Genomic DNA, 15,886 nt, shown 5'->3' with positions numbered 1-15,886 from the left:
TATGGCACAGCAACCCGATAGCCAGGCGGTCAAGCAGTATCTGCTGGGCCTGCAGGAGTCCATCTGCAACCGTCTGGAGGCCCTCGATGATGGCGCATCGTTCATCAAGGATGCCTGGGACCGGCCCGAAGGTGGTGGTGGCGTCAGCCGGGTGATCACCGAAGGCCGGGTGTTCGAGAAAGGTGGTGTTAATTTCTCTCACGTTATGGGCGATACCATGCCAGCTTCGGCCACCGCCCATCGTCCCCATCTGGCTGGTGCACCCTGGCAGGCCATGGGTGTGTCCCTGGTGATCCATCCCAACAACCCCTATGTGCCGACCTCCCACGCCAACGTGCGGTTTTTTATTGCCACGCCGAAGAACAGCGAGCCGGTTTACTGGTTTGGCGGCGGCTACGATCTGACGCCTTACTACGGTTTTGAGGAAGACTGTGTGCACTGGCACCGGACAGCCCGCGACGCCTGTGAGCCATTTGGAGAGGGCACCTACAAGCGCTTCAAGGACTGGTGCGATGATTACTTTTATCTGAAACACCGGGATGAACCCCGGGGTGTTGGTGGTCTGTTTTTTGATGACCACAACACCGGCGACTTCGAGCAGGATTTCGGCCTGATGAAAGCGGTGGGCGATAGCTACATAGACGCCTACGAGCCGATCGTCCGGCGCCGAATGGATCATCCGTTTGGTGACCGTGAGCGGGATTTCCAGCTCTACCGCCGGGGGCGCTACGTGGAATTCAACCTGGTCTATGACCGCGGCACCCTGTTTGGCCTGCAATCCGGCGGTCGCACCGAATCCATACTGATGTCGCTGCCGCCGCTGGTGCGCTGGGACTACAACCGGACCGCGGAGCCCGATTCGGAAGAAGCCCGGCTGACAGACTATTTCCTGACCGGGCGGAACTGGCTGGAGACCCAACATGACTAACGATCTCTACGCGGTAGTTGGCAACCCCATCAGCCACAGCAAATCGCCGAGGATCCACAGCCTGTTTGCCAGCGAGACCGGTGAGCCGGTTGAGTACACGGCCATCCAGGCGCCACTGGATGATTTTGCCGGCACGGTGAGGCAATTCTTTGAACGGGGTGGCAAGGGCCTGAACGTAACCGTGCCCTTCAAGGAGGACGCCTGGAAGCTGGCGGACCGTCGTACCGAGCGGGCCGAGAATGCCGGGGCCGCCAATACCCTGTATCTCGATGACGAGGGCCGGCTCACCGCTGACAACACTGACGGGTGCGGTATTGTGCGAGACCTGGTTGTGAACCACGGTGTTGTCCTTGGGCAGGCACGCATCCTGGTGCTGGGGGCCGGTGGCGCGGTTCGTGGTGTTCTGGGGCCGATCCTGGCGGAGCATCCTGCCGCCATTACCATTGCCAACCGGACGGTTGCCAAGGCTGACGCGCTGGTTAAGCTGTTTAAACCCGTGGCGGGCGAGACCGCGCTTTCTGCCTGCGGATTCGAACAGCCCCGGGAGCCTTTTGACGTGATCATCAACGGTACCAGTGCCAGCCTCCAGGGCGATCTGCCACCGCTGTCACCGGAGGTACTCGGAGAGCAAACGGTGGTCTACGACATGATGTATTCTCTGCAGACCACCACCTTCAATCAGTGGGCACTTGAACAGGGCGCACAGATCGTCCATGACGGGCTTGGTATGCTGGTGGAGCAGGCGGCTGAATCGTTCCGGATCTGGCGCGGCATCAGCCCCGCCACACGTCCTGTCATTGAGGAATTGCGTAACGACTGAGTCGCGGCCCCCGGATTGGGCTATGCTCAGGGTCAACATTCCGTAGGGATTTTCGATGGATATTCTTACCCTTGTGGGGCTTGTGGCTGGTGTCCTGATCGTCTTGCTGGCGATGCTGGCCAACGCCTCCTTCCTGACGTTCCTGAACCTTCCGGGCCTCGCCATTGTGCTGGGCGGAACCTTTGGTGTAACCCTGATCAAATTCCGCATGGCGTCGGTGATGAGCGCGTTCCGCCTGGCCATGTCTGCCGCGTTTACCGACCGTATGGCGCGGCCGGCGGAGCTGATCCGGGAAGTGGGCGCGCTGGCCATGGTGGTGCGCAAAGAGGGCATTCTCGGCCTGGAAAACCACCAGACGGATAATGAGTTCCTGCAGAAGGCGATCAATCTGTGTGTCGACGGCCACCCGCCGGAACTGGTGGAAGAGGCGCTGGCCCAGGAAACCCAGCAGACCGCCGAGCGATACGAAGTGGCCGAGCGGGTGTTCCGGGGTATTGGCGAATCGGCCCCGGCCATTGGCATGCTGGGCACCCTGGTGGGTCTGGTACAGATGCTCAATACCCTGGATGACCCGTCCTCCATTGGCCCGGCCATGGCGATCGCCCTGCTCACCACCTTGTACGGTGCGTTTATTGCCCAGCTGATTGCCCTGCCCCTGGCCGACAAGCTGCAGCTGAAAGCCGAGGACGAGGCCCGGAACCAGATGCTGATCATCACGTCCATCAAGAACATCATGCGCGGCGAGAATCCCCGCGTAATGACGGAACTGCTGTCCTCCTTTGTTACCCCTGAGCAGCGCACCGGCCTGGCGCCGGAGCGGGAGGCCTGAGGGTTTGGAACTGGTCCAGAAGAAAAACAGGAAGCGTCTGCAGAACCAGACGCCGGCCTGGATCGTCACTTTTGCCGATCTGGCCACCCTGCTGCTGACCTTTTTCATACTGCTGCTGTCGTTTGCCGAAATGGACGTTGAGAAGTACCGGGCCATGGCCAACTCCATGGCCGTGGCCTTTGGCTCCAGCAACGTCCTGGCGGAGGATATTGGTGGCTCCCCGTTGACCATGATTGAATCGGACACGGTCTCCCTTCCCGAGCCCACAGAATCCCAGGCACGGGAGCCCGAGTTCATTGATGAGCGCGCGGAGGGTGCCGCGCCCACCCAGATTCCGGGTGGTGTGATCGATCTGGCCAGCCGGATGATCCGGGAACTGGAATCGGAGGTGGCTTCGGAAGCCCTGAGTGTCAATTACGACCAGAACCAGGTGGTGATCCGCTTCTCCGAGGAGGCTACCTTTCGATCCGGCGAGGCCGCCATCAAGCCCGAGATGATCCCGATTATCGAACGGGTGGTGAACGTGCTGTCGGCGTGTACCGGTGATGTGTTGGTGTCCGGCTACACCGATAACCGGCCCATTTCCAGTGACCGCTACCGCTCTAACTGGGATCTTTCCGCGGCCCGTGCCGTGTCCGTGGTGCACGAGTTGGTGATGAATCGGCAGGTGCCGGCCGAACGGGTGGTGGCGGCCGGGCGTGCCGAGACCAACCCGCTTGCGCCGAACGACACACCGGAGAACCGGGCCCTGAATCGCCGGGTGGAAATCGCCATTCGCAATCCCGAATGCAACGACGAGGTGCCCACCGGCGATCTGCCCGTCGAAATCAGGCCCTGAGCCTTATATCTGAGGCGTAGCTTCTCATTCGCAATCCATATAACTGTCCAGCTTTCAGGGCTTTATACTGTGCGCCCGATAATTCACTGGCACAGCGAAGCGAGAGAGCAACCATGAGTGGACCGGATAAGCCGAAAGTGATTGGCGAGGAATGGAGCGATGAGCGGGTCAGGAGTTTTCTGGATATCCGCCCCTGGGATGCTGCGGAGAATGCCGACTATAACGCTCTGTTGAAAGCCTACCAGGCCATGCGAGCGGAAGATTTCGAACGCTTTATCGGATTTCTCGTTGCCGAAGGACGGGATCTGAATGCCACCGGCCCGGACGGGGAAACCATTCTGGACCTGATTTCCCGGCATCGCCGCAGTGTGGATTATGCCCGCGCGCTGGAAAAGGCCGGTGCCAAAAAAACGGCCGCAGCCGGGAACTGATCCCGCTGCGGCCGTGCGTTATTGCCTGAGGTTGTCGGCGTTTACTGCACGTCGACTTCAATGGCCTTGGGCTCCTTCGGCTCGGCTTTCTGGAGCGTCAGGGTCAGCATGCCGTCCTTGAAGTTGGCCTTCACGCTGTTCTCATCGACATTGTCCGGCAGCGTGAAGCGGCGCAGGAAGCTGCCATAAAAACGCTCTATCCGGTGGTGCTTCTTGTCGTCGGTCTCGTTTTCACTCTTGCGTTCACCCTGAATACTCAGAACGCCCTCGTGTACCGTTACCTTTACATCTTCCTTGGACATACCCGGCAACTCTGCCTCGATGGTGAAGGCCTCAGGAGTTTCTTTGATGTCTACGGCCGGCGCCCAGTCGCTGCGGCTGAATACGTCTTTACCTTCGCGCTCGCCGCCTGAGCGGGCCAGGCCAAACATGCGGTTGTAGCGGTTCATCAGGTCTTCGAACTCATTGACCGGATTCCAGCGGGTAAGATTGCTCATAAAGCATCCCTCCTTTTCAAACGAAACGAATCTGAATAGTTGAGCATCAGCTTCGATCGCGGAACTGCTCCATGCCGGTAGCGCCTGCCGGATGGCTATCCGTGAACCTCTGCTAATTCCGAATGTAGGTGCAGCAAAAATGTTTTCAAGGGTGGGGTTGGTCGAATTTAGATCAGGGTCAAATTGGCTTCAGAGTTCCCCGAAATGCCGGTGTAAAAACGGACGGAATCGGCTCATGGTGGCGCCTGCCGTCTCCGGATCGGGCCGGATACCGGGTTGGAATCCCGGGAGCTCGCCGGACAGCAAAGGTTCCACCAGCGATGGGTTGGCACTGATGACATGAACGAGAACATCCCGGCTGGCATCCTCGCCGGTGATCAATGGCGCCGGCTGATGGTCACCCAGAATGATCATCAGGGCGTCCTGGCGCAGGTAGTGGGCGGCGAAGCCTCCGGCAACTTCCAGAGCATAGGCAATCGCCTGACCGTAATGTTCCCGGACCCGGTCCGGATCGCGCCACAGCGAAACCGGCGCCTCGCCAGCACCCTCCCAGCGCCGGAACACTTCACCGTTGCCGATGCTTTGCCAGTCATCGAGCACCGGCAGGATCGGCACCCAGGGGGCGTGGCTGCTGATCAGCGCCAGCTCGGCAAAGAGCGGCCCCTCATTCGCATCGCGAATGTCCTGAAACCGGTGCCAGGTGTACTGGTCGGGCATGGTGACCCAGTTGAATGGCGGCCCCTGGTAACCCAGATCATCGTGATCGTAAATCCGGTCGTAGCGGAACAGCCGGCCCTCGGGCCAAGCCTGGGTGATTGCCGGCATCACGGCGACAGTGCTGTGCCCTGTACTGCGGAAGTCATCGATTAGAGTGGCGTAGCCGGAGCTGAGGAGGGTTTCGTAGGCAAGCTGGTTGTGGATCCACTGGCCACTCAACACGGATAGATGACCAAGCCAGGACTGGCCACCCTGGATGGGTGATTGCAGCCGGCCAGTCACCACCGACAGCCCGGCCGCATCAAGGGACCGGCCCAGCGCCTCAAGGCCCGGATTGACGAGTGACCGGTAGCGCTCGTCCGTGACCGTCGACACCCCGTAGGATTCGATAAAACCCAGAATGACATCGGTATGTGCCAGCCTTGGCAGGGGCGTTGCCCGGCCTTCCCGCCCTGGCAGCGCACTCAATTCGTTGGCAAAGTTGCGGGTTGTCTGGTGAGTGTGGGTGATCAGGGAGGCCTGATTGGCAACGAAGGCCAGCGCCGGGCTGCCAATCCAGGGCGTGATGGCCCCGGCCAGAAACAGGCCGGCCACAAACCAGAGCGGTTTGCCCAAGTGTGCCGGCGAGTGGTGCGCCAGCCGTTCCAGGCCATGGCGAAACAGCCAGCCCACGCCTGCGAGCAAACCCAGCAGAGCGGTGAGGGCTGCAATCGCCAGAGCCGCCCCCAGGTTTGTGTTGAGCAGATTCCAGGCCGCATCCAACAGGCCAACTTCAAGATACAGGTTCAGGCCGCGGCCGAGACTCTCCCGAACCAGGGCATCTGCCAGAACAAGCAGGAACAGAAACGCGTAGGCGACGGCCAGCGAACGAGCGACGCGGTATCTCCGCTCGGGATCCCTGAGCCCGCAAATGATGGCCCATAGGATCAGGGCCTCCAGAGAAAGCCAGGGGGTGTTACCCGGCAATGCCAGAGATGGAAACAGGAACAGCCCGTTCAGCAGAAAAAGCCAGACCAGTATCACGAAGCGACCTCAACCCAGGCGATCTGTTCCTGCCGACGGGGCAGGGGCACCGGTATCGGCGAGTCTCCCTCAACCGATTGTGCCATACGAGTCAGTGTTTCCCGCCAGGGTGATTCATGGGAGGCATGCCAGACGCGCCAATGCAGGGCGGCTAACGCCTCTGGGTGGTTGCAGATCAGGCTGAGCTCCCGGTGAGTCAGGCCCTGCTTTCCTTCCGTGGCGCAGCGATCCACCAGAGACGCCAGGGCCCGCGCTTTCTTGCCCCTTAATGGCGAGGCACTTCGCCTGTGGTCCCGGGCGGAAACGGGAGACAGAACCATCTGTTCGAACCAGTCCAGGCCGCCCGGTGTCCGATGACCCATAGGTGCGGGACCGGCAAGATCAATCACCCTCGTTGTCCGGTAATCTTCGGGCACCGCCAACCATTGCCCTTCGCCCGGTTTTCGGCTCAGCCACCAGGCCAGAGCCGGTGAAAACAATACCGGTGCCAATACGGGCAGGGCCCAGGGTGTCAGCGACGGCGCGTGCCATTGGATCAGGCTGAGCGCCGCAACGGCGGAAGCCAGCAGGAGGGCAAAGTGCCGAAGGCTGAGCCCCGGCTTGGCAGCGCCGGACCGGTTCTGTCCCTGCCAGCCAACTCTGAGATTCGACAGCGCGCCCCCAACATGGAAGGTGTGAATCAACATCCGGATGGGGGCCAGCGCCAGTGCTGCGAGCGTCTCCATCAGCGTATTCCCCGAGAGCCTGAGCAGCCCGCCAAACCGGGTAGTGCGCTTTGCCAACGAGTGGTCCGCTATTGCAAGCAGCCGGGGGCCGAACAGCAGCACCGAAGTCACCAGGACCAGCAGAAAGCCCGGACCAGAGCCTGTGTCCGTGGTAGCCATCACGCCCGGCAAAGCCGGCGTCGAATCGGCCAGCGCCACATAGCCTGACAAGCCCAGGAAAACCAGCCAGAGCGGAGAGGCCAGGTACGAGAAAATTCCGGTTACCAGGGCCATCCGATGGGCGAGCCGGATCTTCCCCAGGGTTGCCAGTAACCAAAGATGCTGGAGGTTGCCACGGCACCAGCGCCGGTCCCGGATCAGGTCATCCTCGAGGGTCGGCGGTGATTCCTCAAAACTGCCGGCGATGGCAGGTTCCAGCCAGACCTCGTAGCCGGCCCGTCCCATCAGTGCCGCTTCGATAAAATCATGGCTGAGTACCGGCCCCCGGAATAGACCGGGTCCCCGAAGCTTGCGCAGACCACAGTGGGCCATGAACGGCGCCACCCGGATAATCGCGTTGTGGCCCCAGTAGGTGGCCTCACCCAGCTGGATGGCCGCCAGTCCGGCACTGTAGAGCCTGCCATAACAGCGGTTGGCGAACTGCTGCAGCCGGCCAAAGCGGGTTTCTGCCCGGGCCAGGCGGGGTGTGGTCTGGATAATCCCCGCCTCGGGCCGGGCTTCCATGAGCTGTATCAGCCGGGTAATGCAGTTGGCACTGAGCAGGCTGTCGGCATCCAGAACCACCATATAGCGGTAGCGGCGACCCCATCGACGCAGGAAATCCGCGATATTGCCGCTCTTGTAGTTCAGGTTGATGTTGCGCCGCCGGTAGAACAATTGCTGGCCAGGGCCGAGCTCCCGGCGTATTTGTTCGCAGGTCGCCTGTTCCTCGAGCCAGATTTCCGGGTCCCGGCTGTCCGAGAGCACATAGAAATCAACGGATTCCTGCTGTCCCGTTCGTTCGAGATCGCGGATGATTGCTTTCAGACCGCCGAGGGTGCGCTGCACCGGTTCATTGCAAACGGGCATCACGACGGCGGTAGGTGCGACCGTTGCGTCTTCGGGGTTAGGCCGCCCAACGCGCCTGGACAGGCTCCAGGGGTCGCCGCCAAAGCGGAGCGCAACAAAGCCAAAAATGGCGGTCCAGAAGCCCACGCCGATCCAGGCAAATAGGAGCCCGAAGACGGCCAGCAACGTGGCAGTCGTTCCTCCATTCGCCTGCTCCGGCACTGTCTGGGCAAACAAATAGACGCCGACCAGGGTTTGAGCGGCCACCAGGAAAACAAGCAGAAGGCGTCGCCGGAACGCGACCGGGCGCCAGCACGCGGCGCTATTCACGAGGGTAACCGATACTGGCCCGCGTAATGGGTGGCAGAGGGCGCCCCTGGCATGGCCCGGGCAGGGTAAACCACTCAGGCATCCGCGCCAGCAACTGCCCGTTGCTCAAGGCCGGGTTTTCAGCGGCGTGTACCTGCAGCAGGCTGTGCAACCGCGCCCGGGTTTCGGGACCGGTATCGTGGCCTGCCGCGCGCAGGTAGAGCAGTGCTCGATCAAACGGTTGGTCTGGTGTGTCCACAGTGGTCTCCGGGATCAAAGGTTACCCCGACAGATACGGCCACGGCGGTGACTTCAGACCACTGGCTTACTGATCGTTAAGATACTCATCCTTCAGGCGGACATAGTTGGCGGCGGTGTATGTGAAAAAACCGCGCTCCTTCTCCGTCAGCGCCCGGGCTTTCTTGCAGGGCGACCCCACGTAGAGATGCCCGGATTCGAGCGTCTTGCCGGGCGGAACCAGGCAGCCCGCGGCAACAATCACCTCGTCCTCCACCACGGCGCCATCCATGATGATGCAGCCCATGCCCACCAGAACGCGGCTGCCAATGGTGCAGCCGTGCAGCAGCGCCTTGTGACCCACAGTCACGTCGTCCCCCAGTGTGAGCGGATAACCACCGGGGTTATAGTCACTGGCGTGAGTGATATGCAGAACCGACCCATCCTGGATGCTGCACCGATGCCCGATACGGATTTTGTGCATATCACCACGCACGACGGTCATCGGCCAGATGGAAACGTCATCGCCGGTTTCAACATCGCCAATCACCACCGCACTTGGATCGACCCATGCCCGTTCCCCAAAATGTGGCGTGATACCCTTGTGTGAACGTATATTCGTCACCCCTTTAGCACTCATGTTACATGTTACCAATTCGTAAGTGATTGAAAAGAAGAGAAAGAGTCAAAGTTACACTTTTTCCGGTTTTTACTCGAATCATGTGACGATATTGTGGCCGGTTCTGGCCAGAGATTGCTAGCTTGAATCGGCCGTGAGGGTCGCAAAGCGAACATTCGGGTTGGGCGATAGCGCCTTGGCTTCGCGGAGCCGAAGTGTAGCGTCGGTGCGTCCGGCGACAGTCATTTGTTATGTTTTAGAGAATGTCTGAATAACTGAGCGCTTGAATCAGACAAGCGTGATAACCTCGTCTGATCCGCAGACCGCTGGCACCTTTCGCTGCAATAGACAATGCTGTCCCAGTCCTTCGCCTATTTCTTGCGCCAGGCGAAGGGCCGGTTGGAGACCGGGTGGATTGTCCGGGAAAATAGTATCTCTTGTGCATGCCACATTTACCCTAGGGATGCGCCCACAGACCTTTACTCCATCACGATATTCGGCATAGCCTGGCTACCACCATTCTTTAACTTCGCTTCCTCCCGTAGCTCCAGCTCACTGACCACTCGGGTGGCGATCGATTGATAAGCACTGGCCAGCGTTCCCTGGGGATCAGTCACCATCACCGGTTGGCCGGAATCGGAGCCGGTGCGAATGCGGATGTCCAGGGGTAATTCCCCCAGCAGTTCGGTCCCGGCCTCCTCTGCCATTTTCCGCGCACCGCCCTCCCCGAAGATGTGCTCTTCGTTTCCGCACTTGCCACAGATATGGGTGCTCATGTTCTCGATGATTCCCAGTACCGGCACGTTCACCTTCTCAAACATTTTTAGCCCCTTGCGAGCATCCAGTAGCGCGATGTCCTGTGGCGTGGTGACGATCACTGCGCCGGATACCGGCATTTTCTGGGCCATGGTCAGGTGGATGTCGCCGGTGCCCGGAGGCATGTCCACAATCAGGTAGTCCAGGTTGTCCCAGCGGGTTTCGTACACCAGCCGGGTCAGGGCCTGAGTGATCATCGGGCCACGCCAAATAATCGGCGACTCGTCATCCACCAGAAAACCGATGGACATGGTCTGGATACCATGGCCGACCATAGGCTCCAGAATCTTTCCGTCGGTGGTGTCGGGCAGGCCGCTCAGGTTCAGCATGCGAGGCTGGCTCGGGCCGTAAAGGTCGGCATCCAGAATCCCCACCCGGGCACCGGTATTGGCAAGCGCCATCGCCAGATTGGTGGTGGTTGTGGACTTGCCGACACCGCCCTTGCCGGAGGCAACGGCAATCAGATGTTTTACACCGGGCACGGGATTGGACATGTTAATTCCTCCTGTTATTGCTCGACAAAAGCACGCTCAATCACGTAGTCGCCACGCACACCCTGCTGGGGAGAGCCTTTGAAGCCCATGCTGTCCAGCATCTTCGTCAGGTCTTTCAGCAACCCGGGGCTGCCGCAGAGCATGGCCCGGTCGGTTTCCGGGTTCAGGGGCGCTAATCCGATGTCATCCGTCAGCTTGCCGGACTCGATGAGGTCGGTAATCCGGCCCTCGTTGCGGAAGGGCTCCCGGGTCACTGTGGGGTAGTAGATCAGTTTGTCGCCGATGATTTCCGACAGGAATTCGTGGTTCGGCAGTTGTTTGGTCAGGTAGTCGTGATAGGCCAGTTCGCTGACTTCCCGCACGCAGTGCACCAGAATCACTTTTTCATAGCGCTCGTAGGCTTCCGGATCGCGGATGATGCTCATGAACGGTGCCAGGCCGGTGCCGGTGCCGAACAGATAAAGGTTTTTGCCTTCGTTCAGGTCGCCCATCACCAGGGTGCCCACCGGCTTGCGGCCGATGAAAAGCTCATCGCCTTCCTGAAGATGTTGTAGCCGTGATGTCAGCGGGCCGTCCTGAACCTTTATGCTGAGAAATTCCAGGTATTCCTCGTGGTTGGCGCTGACAATACTGTAGGCGCGCAGCAGGGGCTTGCCGTCTACTGGCAGGCCGATCATTACAAAATGGCCGTTTTCAAAGCGCAGGCTCTGGTCGCGGGTGGTCCTGAAGCTGAACAGGGTGTCGTTCCAGTGGTGAACGCTGATGACGTTTTCGGTTCCGATTGCAGCCATGGGTTAGTCCTCCGTGTTGGCTATATCAATGAAATTTCACAGTGAAAAAGTGGCCATGGAAGTCATGGCGGTGATAACGAGCAGGGTGCTGAGCATTGCAAGCAGCGCAAATGGGCGCCAGCCCTGGGCAATCAGTGATGACAGACTGGTACGCATGCCCAGCGCGGCCATGGTGACCAACAGGCATGCCTTGGATGCAGTAGTCAGGGCGTCACGCAGTTGTTCCGGCAGCCAGCCCAGGCTGTTCATGGCAAAAAGGGCGACAAAACCCAGCAGAAACCATGGGTGTTCGGCTTTGCCGGCATTATTCCGGTTCAGCATTGCGCCCAGCAGCAGGACCAGGGGTGCCAGCAAAGCAACCCTTAACAGCTTGGTCAGGGTAGAAATATCACCGGCCGTGTCGGATACCAGGTAGCCGGCACCGGCTGCCTGGGCGACATCGTGAATGCTGGCGCCAAGCAATAATCCGGTTTGTGAGTCAGTGTACCCAAGTGATAAAAACAGCGGGGGCAATGCCAGCATACTCAGGGTGCCCAGTGCGGTAACGCCCACCACAACACCCAGCAAGCGGCGATCTTCAAGCTTGCCCTGGGGAATTACCGCAGCAACGGCAATGGCGGCAGACACCCCGCAGATTGCCACGGCGACTCCGGCCACCAGGCTTTGTAGGGTGGGAAGCCCCAGCCAGCGCCCCAGCAGAAGCGCCGAGCCGATGGTAATGGGTACGCAGGTGAGCACCATTAACAGCGGCAGGCTGCCGACGGTGAGTAGCTGTTCAACACCAATGCGCGCCCCGAGGAAAGCAATGCCAATCCGCAGAACCTGACGGCTGCAGAAAGCCACGCCGGGCTGCAGACGGGTATCACTGGCCTGGCTGGCAAAACCGAAGCCCAGCAGCAGAACCAGCACCAGCGCAGGCGCACCGTAGTGGTTAGCCAGAAAGCTTCCGGCCAGGGCCAGGACCACGCAAAGGGCGGTGCCCGGATAGCGCAGCCGCGCAGGGGCCCACCAGCGAGTGTCTATGGCGCGCAAAGTCTGGTTCATGACACCTGCTCGCTCAGTTCCCTTAGAAAGCCCCAGGGATACAGGCCCCGGTAATGGCCGTCGCTGAAGAAAAACTGCAAGCCACTGACGCCGGACAGCTCGACTTTTTTAATGCTGATATCGGCATCAATCAGGCTCAGCCGCCCCATGCGCTTTGCCTGGGTGCAGTGTGAGCAACCGCAGGATCTCCGAAGCAGCAGGCAGCCAATTTGCGCGGTCAGACCATCAGGCCAACTCAGCTCCAGCTCATTGAGTTTGCGTTTCAAGCGAACTTCTTTTGGTGGTTCTACCAGGGTCTGTACAGACATTGTGGCCTCCGTATTCTTGCAACTCGTTATGACAAGTTCAGTGACAACTCAGCGCTCCAGGTACTGAAGTTTGTCCGGCTTATCCACCCACGCTTCGGCTTCCGGCATCGGGGCCGAGGTGGAATCAATTACTGGCCAGATCTGCGCCAGATCAGCGTTCAGCTCAATGAAATGCCTCTGGTTCTCGGGCAGATCTTTCTCGTCGAAGATAGCGTCGGCTGGGCACTCAGCTACGCACAGGCTGCAGTCGATACAGGTTTCCGGGTTGATCACCAGAAAATTGGGGCCCTCGTGAAAGCAGTCAGTGGGGCACACATCAACACAATCGGTGTATTTGCAGCGGATGCAGTTTTCAGTCACAACAAAGGTCATGGTGGTCTCCTTACTGTTGGCGGTGGCCACAGGCCGACCCGGTGCGGAGCGGGCCGGCCGGTGGCTCAGGCCGCCTCGTCCAGTTTCGAAATGGCCCAGCGGGCCAGTTTGCGAACGTCCGGGTCGGGGTCGTCCATGGCAATTTCCACAAACGGACGACAGTCGCTGTGGGCAATCGCCCCGAGTGCGCCGATCGCGGCTTTGCGAAGGTTGCTCATGGCATCTTTCGAGCACTCTCCGAGCACCGGAATCGAGTCTGTAGAGCCCAGTTTGCCCAGAGCATCCACTGCCTTTTCCCGAACCTGCCAGAGCTCATCTTTGGTGGCGTCCATCAAAGGCTGGACAGCGGCCTGGTGGTCCAGCTTGCCGATGCTGTTGGCGGCTTCACAGCGCACTTGCCAGTGGCCATCTTTCAAAAGACCGATCAATGCCTGCCCAACCTGTTGCGGGGTGGCGTAAACCAGGGCACCAGTGGCGGCCCGGCGAACTTCCGGGTCATCATCATTCTGGGCGGTTTCCACAAGAGCGGGGATATTTTCAGACTGTTTCAGCCAGCCAAGCACGCCAACCGCCTCGCGGCGCACGCGGGGGTCACCATCAGTGAGACGCTTGAGGGCCGGGCTTTGTGCAGCTGGCAGCCGCAATGGCTTAAGCGCCCGCAAAATGCCGGACACCACAAAGCCGTCCGAGCTGTTGTCCAGTGCTTTCAGAAGCGGTTCACCGACTGCCGGGTCTTTCAGGTCGGCCAGAGCATGGGCGGCGCTGTTACGCACTACCTCGTCGTCGTCGCCGAGCGCAGCAATCAGGGCATCGGCCATGTCGGCCGCCTCGAATTCGTCGACTACCTTGGCGGCCTCCTGGCGCACGTTGGTGTCTGAATCATTCAGGGCATGGATGACCAGTTCGACCGCTTCAGGTTCGCCGGAATCCACCAGGTCCATCACAGCCACGCGGCGAATACCCGGGTCATCGGAAGTGAGTTTTACGGCAATAGCCTGTAGTTCGGGATCGTCATAGGTTTTCATGGCTTACCTCAGCGCAGCAGGTAGGGAATGTTGACGGTGACGGCGTCAGTGGGGCAGTCGGCCTCACAGGGCATGCAGTACCAGCACTCGTCGTATTTCATGTGGGCCTTGCCGGTAGCTTCGTTTATCCACAACACGTCCAGCGGGCACACGTCGATGCACACGGTGCAACCTTTGTCGGCGATGCATTTGTCCTCGTCTACGATGACGGGAACGCTTGAATGATGGTTTGCGATAGGCATGTGTTTGTCCTCTCTCGGGAAATCTGTTTTATGAAGTATCAGCCGTTAGCCGCTTTCTGGACCCGCATCTTGCGATAGGCATCTTTTTCCTCGCCCAGGGATACCAGGTAATCCGCAATGGGCCGCTTGCCACTGGCCATCTGGCCGTTCTCGTCTTTGAACAGGCGGCTGTGATAGAACCACTCGGCGTCGTTCTGGTCCGGGTAGTCCACGCGGTAGTGGTACAGCCCCCAGCGGGATTCCGTGCGGTACAGCGAAGCGCGGGCGGCCATCTCGGCGCAATCGATGATGGATTGCACTTCCATGGCCCTGAGCAGTTCGTGCGGGTCGCGGGCGCAGAGCTGCGGCACGTCTTCTCGAACCGCCAGAATCCGTTCCAGCCCGATTTCCATTTTCTTGGTGACCTTGGGTGGCTGCAGGTAATCGTTTACCAGGCGACGGACCTTGTATTCCATCTGTTCTGGCGGAATGCCGTCCGCCACTTTCATGGGTGCCTGAATGCGGTCCAGTTCGGCCTTGATGAAATCTTCGTCGAGCTTTGGCTCGCCCCGGTCCTTAATGAACTCGACTGCACTTTCGCCACAGATCTGGCCGTACACGAAAGCGCCCAGCATGTAGTTGTGGGCCACACTGGCCATGTCGCCAGCGCAGTAAAGGCCGGGCACGGTGGTGGCGCCGGTTTCATCGGTCCATACACCGGAGGCTGAATGGCCCGAGCAGAAGCCCACTTCCGAGATGTGCATTTCAACCATGCGCTCGCGGTAGTTCACATCGCGGCCCTCATGGAACCGGCCCCGTGACGGACGTTCGTTGGTATGCAGTACCGTCTCGATTTCCTCGATGGTCTCTTCAGCAAGGTGGTCCAGCTTCAGGAACACCGGTCCGGTGCCGGATTCCAGCTCCTTGAAGAACTCCAGCATCATCTGGCCAGACCAGTAGTCGCACTCAATGAAACGCTCACCGAAAGCGTTGGAGGTGAAGCCGCCCAGGGGGCCGGTCACATAGGCGCAGGCCGGACCGTTATAGTCTTTGAGTAGCGGGTTCACTTGGAAGCACTCCAGGTTCGCCAGGTCGGCGCCGGCGTGGTATGCCATGGCATGGCCGTCGCCGTTGTTGGCGGGGTTTTCATAGGTGCCGAACAGGTAGCCTGAGGTGGGCAGGCCCAGGCGGCCGGCGGCACCGGTCGCCATAATCACCGCTTTGGCGCGGATGATGATGGGCTCGGCGGTGCGGGTGTTAACGCCGATCATGCCGGCGATCTTGCCGTCCGGATCCTTGAGCAGGCGGGTGGCAGTGAAGCGGTTTTCAATCTGCACCCGGTTGCGGCGCAGGCGGCGGTAAAGGATCTTTTTGACGTTATGGCCCTCCGGCATGGGCAGCACATAAGTGCCCAGGTGGTGGACCTTCTTCATGTCGTAATCGCCGGTTTCATCTTTCTGAAAGTGCACGCCCCAGGAATCCAGCTTCTCGATCATCGGGAAGGAGCGGGTGGCGTAGGCCATCAGCGCGGGCTGGTGCACAACGCCATCGTTGGCGATGGTGATTTCCTTCACGTACTGCTCAGGCGTGGCATGCCCGGGCACGACGGCGTTGTTGAGGCCGTCCATGCCCATGGAAATGGCGCCGGAACGTTTAACGTTGGCCTTTTCCAGCAGCATCACTTTAAGGTCCGGGTTCTGTTCCTTGGCGGTGACTGCGGCCATGGGGCCTGCAGTGCCTCCACCAATCACCAGCACGTCGGTGTCGATCACAGGGATGTCATTGATTTTCATGG

17 protein-coding genes and 1 pseudogene are annotated in these 15,886 nt (G+C 60.0%); 5 read left to right on the top strand and 13 right to left on the bottom strand.

The window, feature by feature from the left end; genetic code table 11:
- Position 1: 1 nt before the first annotated feature.
- The 5 genes from hemF (at position 2) to AC13E3_RS16605 (ending at position 3,846) form a co-directional block, all read left to right on the top strand.
- On the top strand, positions 2-928 hold the full coding sequence (hemF, locus tag AC13E3_RS16625) for an oxygen-dependent coproporphyrinogen oxidase (protein ID WP_273155867.1): 927 nt from the start codon (positions 2-4) through the stop codon (positions 926-928).
- Entirely contained in the window at positions 921-1,748 is an 828-nt protein-coding gene (aroE, locus tag AC13E3_RS16620) for a shikimate dehydrogenase (protein ID WP_008176678.1), read from the top strand. The genes hemF and aroE overlap by 8 nt, the downstream gene beginning before the upstream one ends.
- A gap of 55 nt (positions 1,749-1,803) precedes the next feature.
- Entirely contained in the window at positions 1,804-2,577 is a 774-nt protein-coding gene (locus tag AC13E3_RS16615) for a motility protein A (protein WP_008176680.1), read from the top strand.
- Positions 2,578-2,581: 4 nt separating this feature from the next.
- Positions 2,582-3,415, top strand: a complete 834-nt coding sequence (locus AC13E3_RS16610) for a flagellar motor protein MotB (protein WP_008176682.1) — start codon at positions 2,582-2,584, stop codon at positions 3,413-3,415.
- Positions 3,416-3,528: 113 nt separating this feature from the next.
- On the top strand, positions 3,529-3,846 hold the full coding sequence (locus AC13E3_RS16605; protein WP_008176684.1) for a PA4642 family protein: 318 nt from the start codon (positions 3,529-3,531) through the stop codon (positions 3,844-3,846).
- Between the two features lie 41 nt (positions 3,847-3,887).
- On the opposite strand, the gene AC13E3_RS16600 is transcribed toward AC13E3_RS16605, so the two are convergent.
- The 13 genes and pseudogenes from AC13E3_RS16600 to AC13E3_RS16540 all read right to left on the bottom strand — a co-directional run bounded on the left by AC13E3_RS16600 (position 3,888) and on the right by AC13E3_RS16540 (position 15,884).
- The gene (locus tag AC13E3_RS16600) at positions 3,888-4,343 is read right to left on the bottom strand and encodes an Hsp20/alpha crystallin family protein (protein ID WP_273084050.1); all 456 of its coding nucleotides are present in this window, start codon (positions 4,341-4,343) and stop codon (positions 3,888-3,890) included.
- Positions 4,344-4,532: 189 nt separating this feature from the next.
- Positions 4,533-6,083, bottom strand: a complete 1,551-nt coding sequence (locus AC13E3_RS16595) for an alkaline phosphatase family protein (RefSeq protein ID WP_482902247.1) — start codon at positions 6,081-6,083, stop codon at positions 4,533-4,535.
- Positions 6,080-8,185 carry a glucans biosynthesis glucosyltransferase MdoH gene (gene mdoH / locus AC13E3_RS16590; RefSeq protein WP_405417775.1) on the bottom strand — a complete coding sequence of 702 codons (2,106 nt, stop codon included), beginning with the start codon at positions 8,183-8,185 and terminating at the stop codon, positions 6,080-6,082. Before mdoH ends, AC13E3_RS16595 begins: the two co-directional genes overlap by 4 nt.
- Positions 8,178-8,423, bottom strand: coding sequence for a hypothetical protein (locus AC13E3_RS16585; RefSeq protein WP_062783603.1), 246 nt, complete (start codon positions 8,421-8,423; stop codon positions 8,178-8,180). Before AC13E3_RS16585 ends, mdoH begins: the two co-directional genes overlap by 8 nt.
- Positions 8,424-8,489: 66 nt before the next feature.
- Complete coding sequence (locus AC13E3_RS16580; protein WP_482902246.1) at positions 8,490-9,026, bottom strand: gamma carbonic anhydrase family protein; 537 nt, start codon at positions 9,024-9,026, stop codon at positions 8,490-8,492.
- A gap of 473 nt (positions 9,027-9,499) precedes the next feature.
- Positions 9,500-10,318: pseudogene (gene apbC / locus AC13E3_RS16575) on the bottom strand (iron-sulfur cluster carrier protein ApbC); the annotation flags it as partial.
- 26 nt (positions 10,319-10,344) lie between these two features.
- Positions 10,345-11,121, bottom strand: a complete 777-nt coding sequence (locus AC13E3_RS16570) for a ferredoxin--NADP reductase (protein ID WP_482902245.1) — start codon at positions 11,119-11,121, stop codon at positions 10,345-10,347.
- Positions 11,122-11,157: 36 nt separating this feature from the next.
- Positions 11,158-12,165, bottom strand: a complete 1,008-nt coding sequence (locus tag AC13E3_RS16565; protein ID WP_482902244.1) for a YeiH family protein — start codon at positions 12,163-12,165, stop codon at positions 11,158-11,160.
- Positions 12,162-12,473 (bottom strand): DUF971 domain-containing protein, encoded by a 312-nt coding sequence (locus AC13E3_RS16560; RefSeq protein ID WP_482902243.1) that lies wholly within the window; start codon positions 12,471-12,473, stop codon positions 12,162-12,164. The genes AC13E3_RS16565 and AC13E3_RS16560 overlap by 4 nt, the downstream gene beginning before the upstream one ends.
- A 48-nt stretch (positions 12,474-12,521) precedes the next feature.
- Positions 12,522-12,845 (bottom strand): ferredoxin FdxA, encoded by a 324-nt coding sequence (gene fdxA / locus AC13E3_RS16555; RefSeq protein ID WP_482902242.1) that lies wholly within the window; start codon positions 12,843-12,845, stop codon positions 12,522-12,524.
- A gap of 65 nt (positions 12,846-12,910) precedes the next feature.
- Positions 12,911-13,870, bottom strand: coding sequence for a HEAT repeat domain-containing protein (locus AC13E3_RS16550; RefSeq protein WP_482902241.1), 960 nt, complete (start codon positions 13,868-13,870; stop codon positions 12,911-12,913).
- An 8-nt stretch (positions 13,871-13,878) separates the two neighbouring features.
- A complete protein-coding gene (locus AC13E3_RS16545; RefSeq protein WP_135803081.1) occupies positions 13,879-14,112 on the bottom strand; it encodes a 4Fe-4S dicluster domain-containing protein in 234 nt (77 codons plus the stop codon).
- A 38-nt stretch (positions 14,113-14,150) separates the two neighbouring features.
- Positions 14,151-15,884, bottom strand: coding sequence for a fumarate reductase/succinate dehydrogenase flavoprotein subunit (locus tag AC13E3_RS16540; protein ID WP_482902240.1), 1,734 nt, complete (start codon positions 15,882-15,884; stop codon positions 14,151-14,153).
- Positions 15,885-15,886 lie beyond the last annotated feature (2 nt).

This window comes from Marinobacter sp. L-80 (assembly GCF_056859395.1).
This window is presented reverse-complemented; position numbering and strand designations above follow the sequence as displayed.

Excerpts from the sequence above, each read along its gene's own strand:
- AC13E3_RS16565 (WP_482902244.1), bottom strand. The coding sequence starts at position 12,165 with ATGAACCAGACTTTGCGCGCCATAGACACTCGCTGGTGGGCCCCTGCG.
- hemF (WP_273155867.1), top strand. The coding sequence starts at position 2 with ATGGCACAGCAACCCGATAGCCAGGCGGTCAAGCAGTATCTGCTGGGC.
- AC13E3_RS16600 (WP_273084050.1), bottom strand. The coding sequence starts at position 4,343 with ATGAGCAATCTTACCCGCTGGAATCCGGTCAATGAGTTCGAAGACCTG.
- AC13E3_RS16605 (WP_008176684.1), top strand. The coding sequence starts at position 3,529 with ATGAGTGGACCGGATAAGCCGAAAGTGATTGGCGAGGAATGGAGCGAT.
- AC13E3_RS16570 (WP_482902245.1), bottom strand. The coding sequence starts at position 11,121 with ATGGCTGCAATCGGAACCGAAAACGTCATCAGCGTTCACCACTGGAAC.
- AC13E3_RS16550 (WP_482902241.1), bottom strand. The coding sequence starts at position 13,870 with ATGAAAACCTATGACGATCCCGAACTACAGGCTATTGCCGTAAAACTC.
- aroE (WP_008176678.1), top strand. The coding sequence starts at position 921 with ATGACTAACGATCTCTACGCGGTAGTTGGCAACCCCATCAGCCACAGC.
- fdxA (WP_482902242.1), bottom strand. The coding sequence starts at position 12,845 with ATGACCTTTGTTGTGACTGAAAACTGCATCCGCTGCAAATACACCGAT.
- AC13E3_RS16545 (WP_135803081.1), bottom strand. The coding sequence starts at position 14,112 with ATGCCTATCGCAAACCATCATTCAAGCGTTCCCGTCATCGTAGACGAG.
- AC13E3_RS16615 (WP_008176680.1), top strand. The coding sequence starts at position 1,804 with ATGGATATTCTTACCCTTGTGGGGCTTGTGGCTGGTGTCCTGATCGTC.
- AC13E3_RS16540 (WP_482902240.1), bottom strand. The coding sequence starts at position 15,884 with ATGAAAATCAATGACATCCCTGTGATCGACACCGACGTGCTGGTGATT.
- AC13E3_RS16560 (WP_482902243.1), bottom strand. The coding sequence starts at position 12,473 with ATGTCTGTACAGACCCTGGTAGAACCACCAAAAGAAGTTCGCTTGAAA.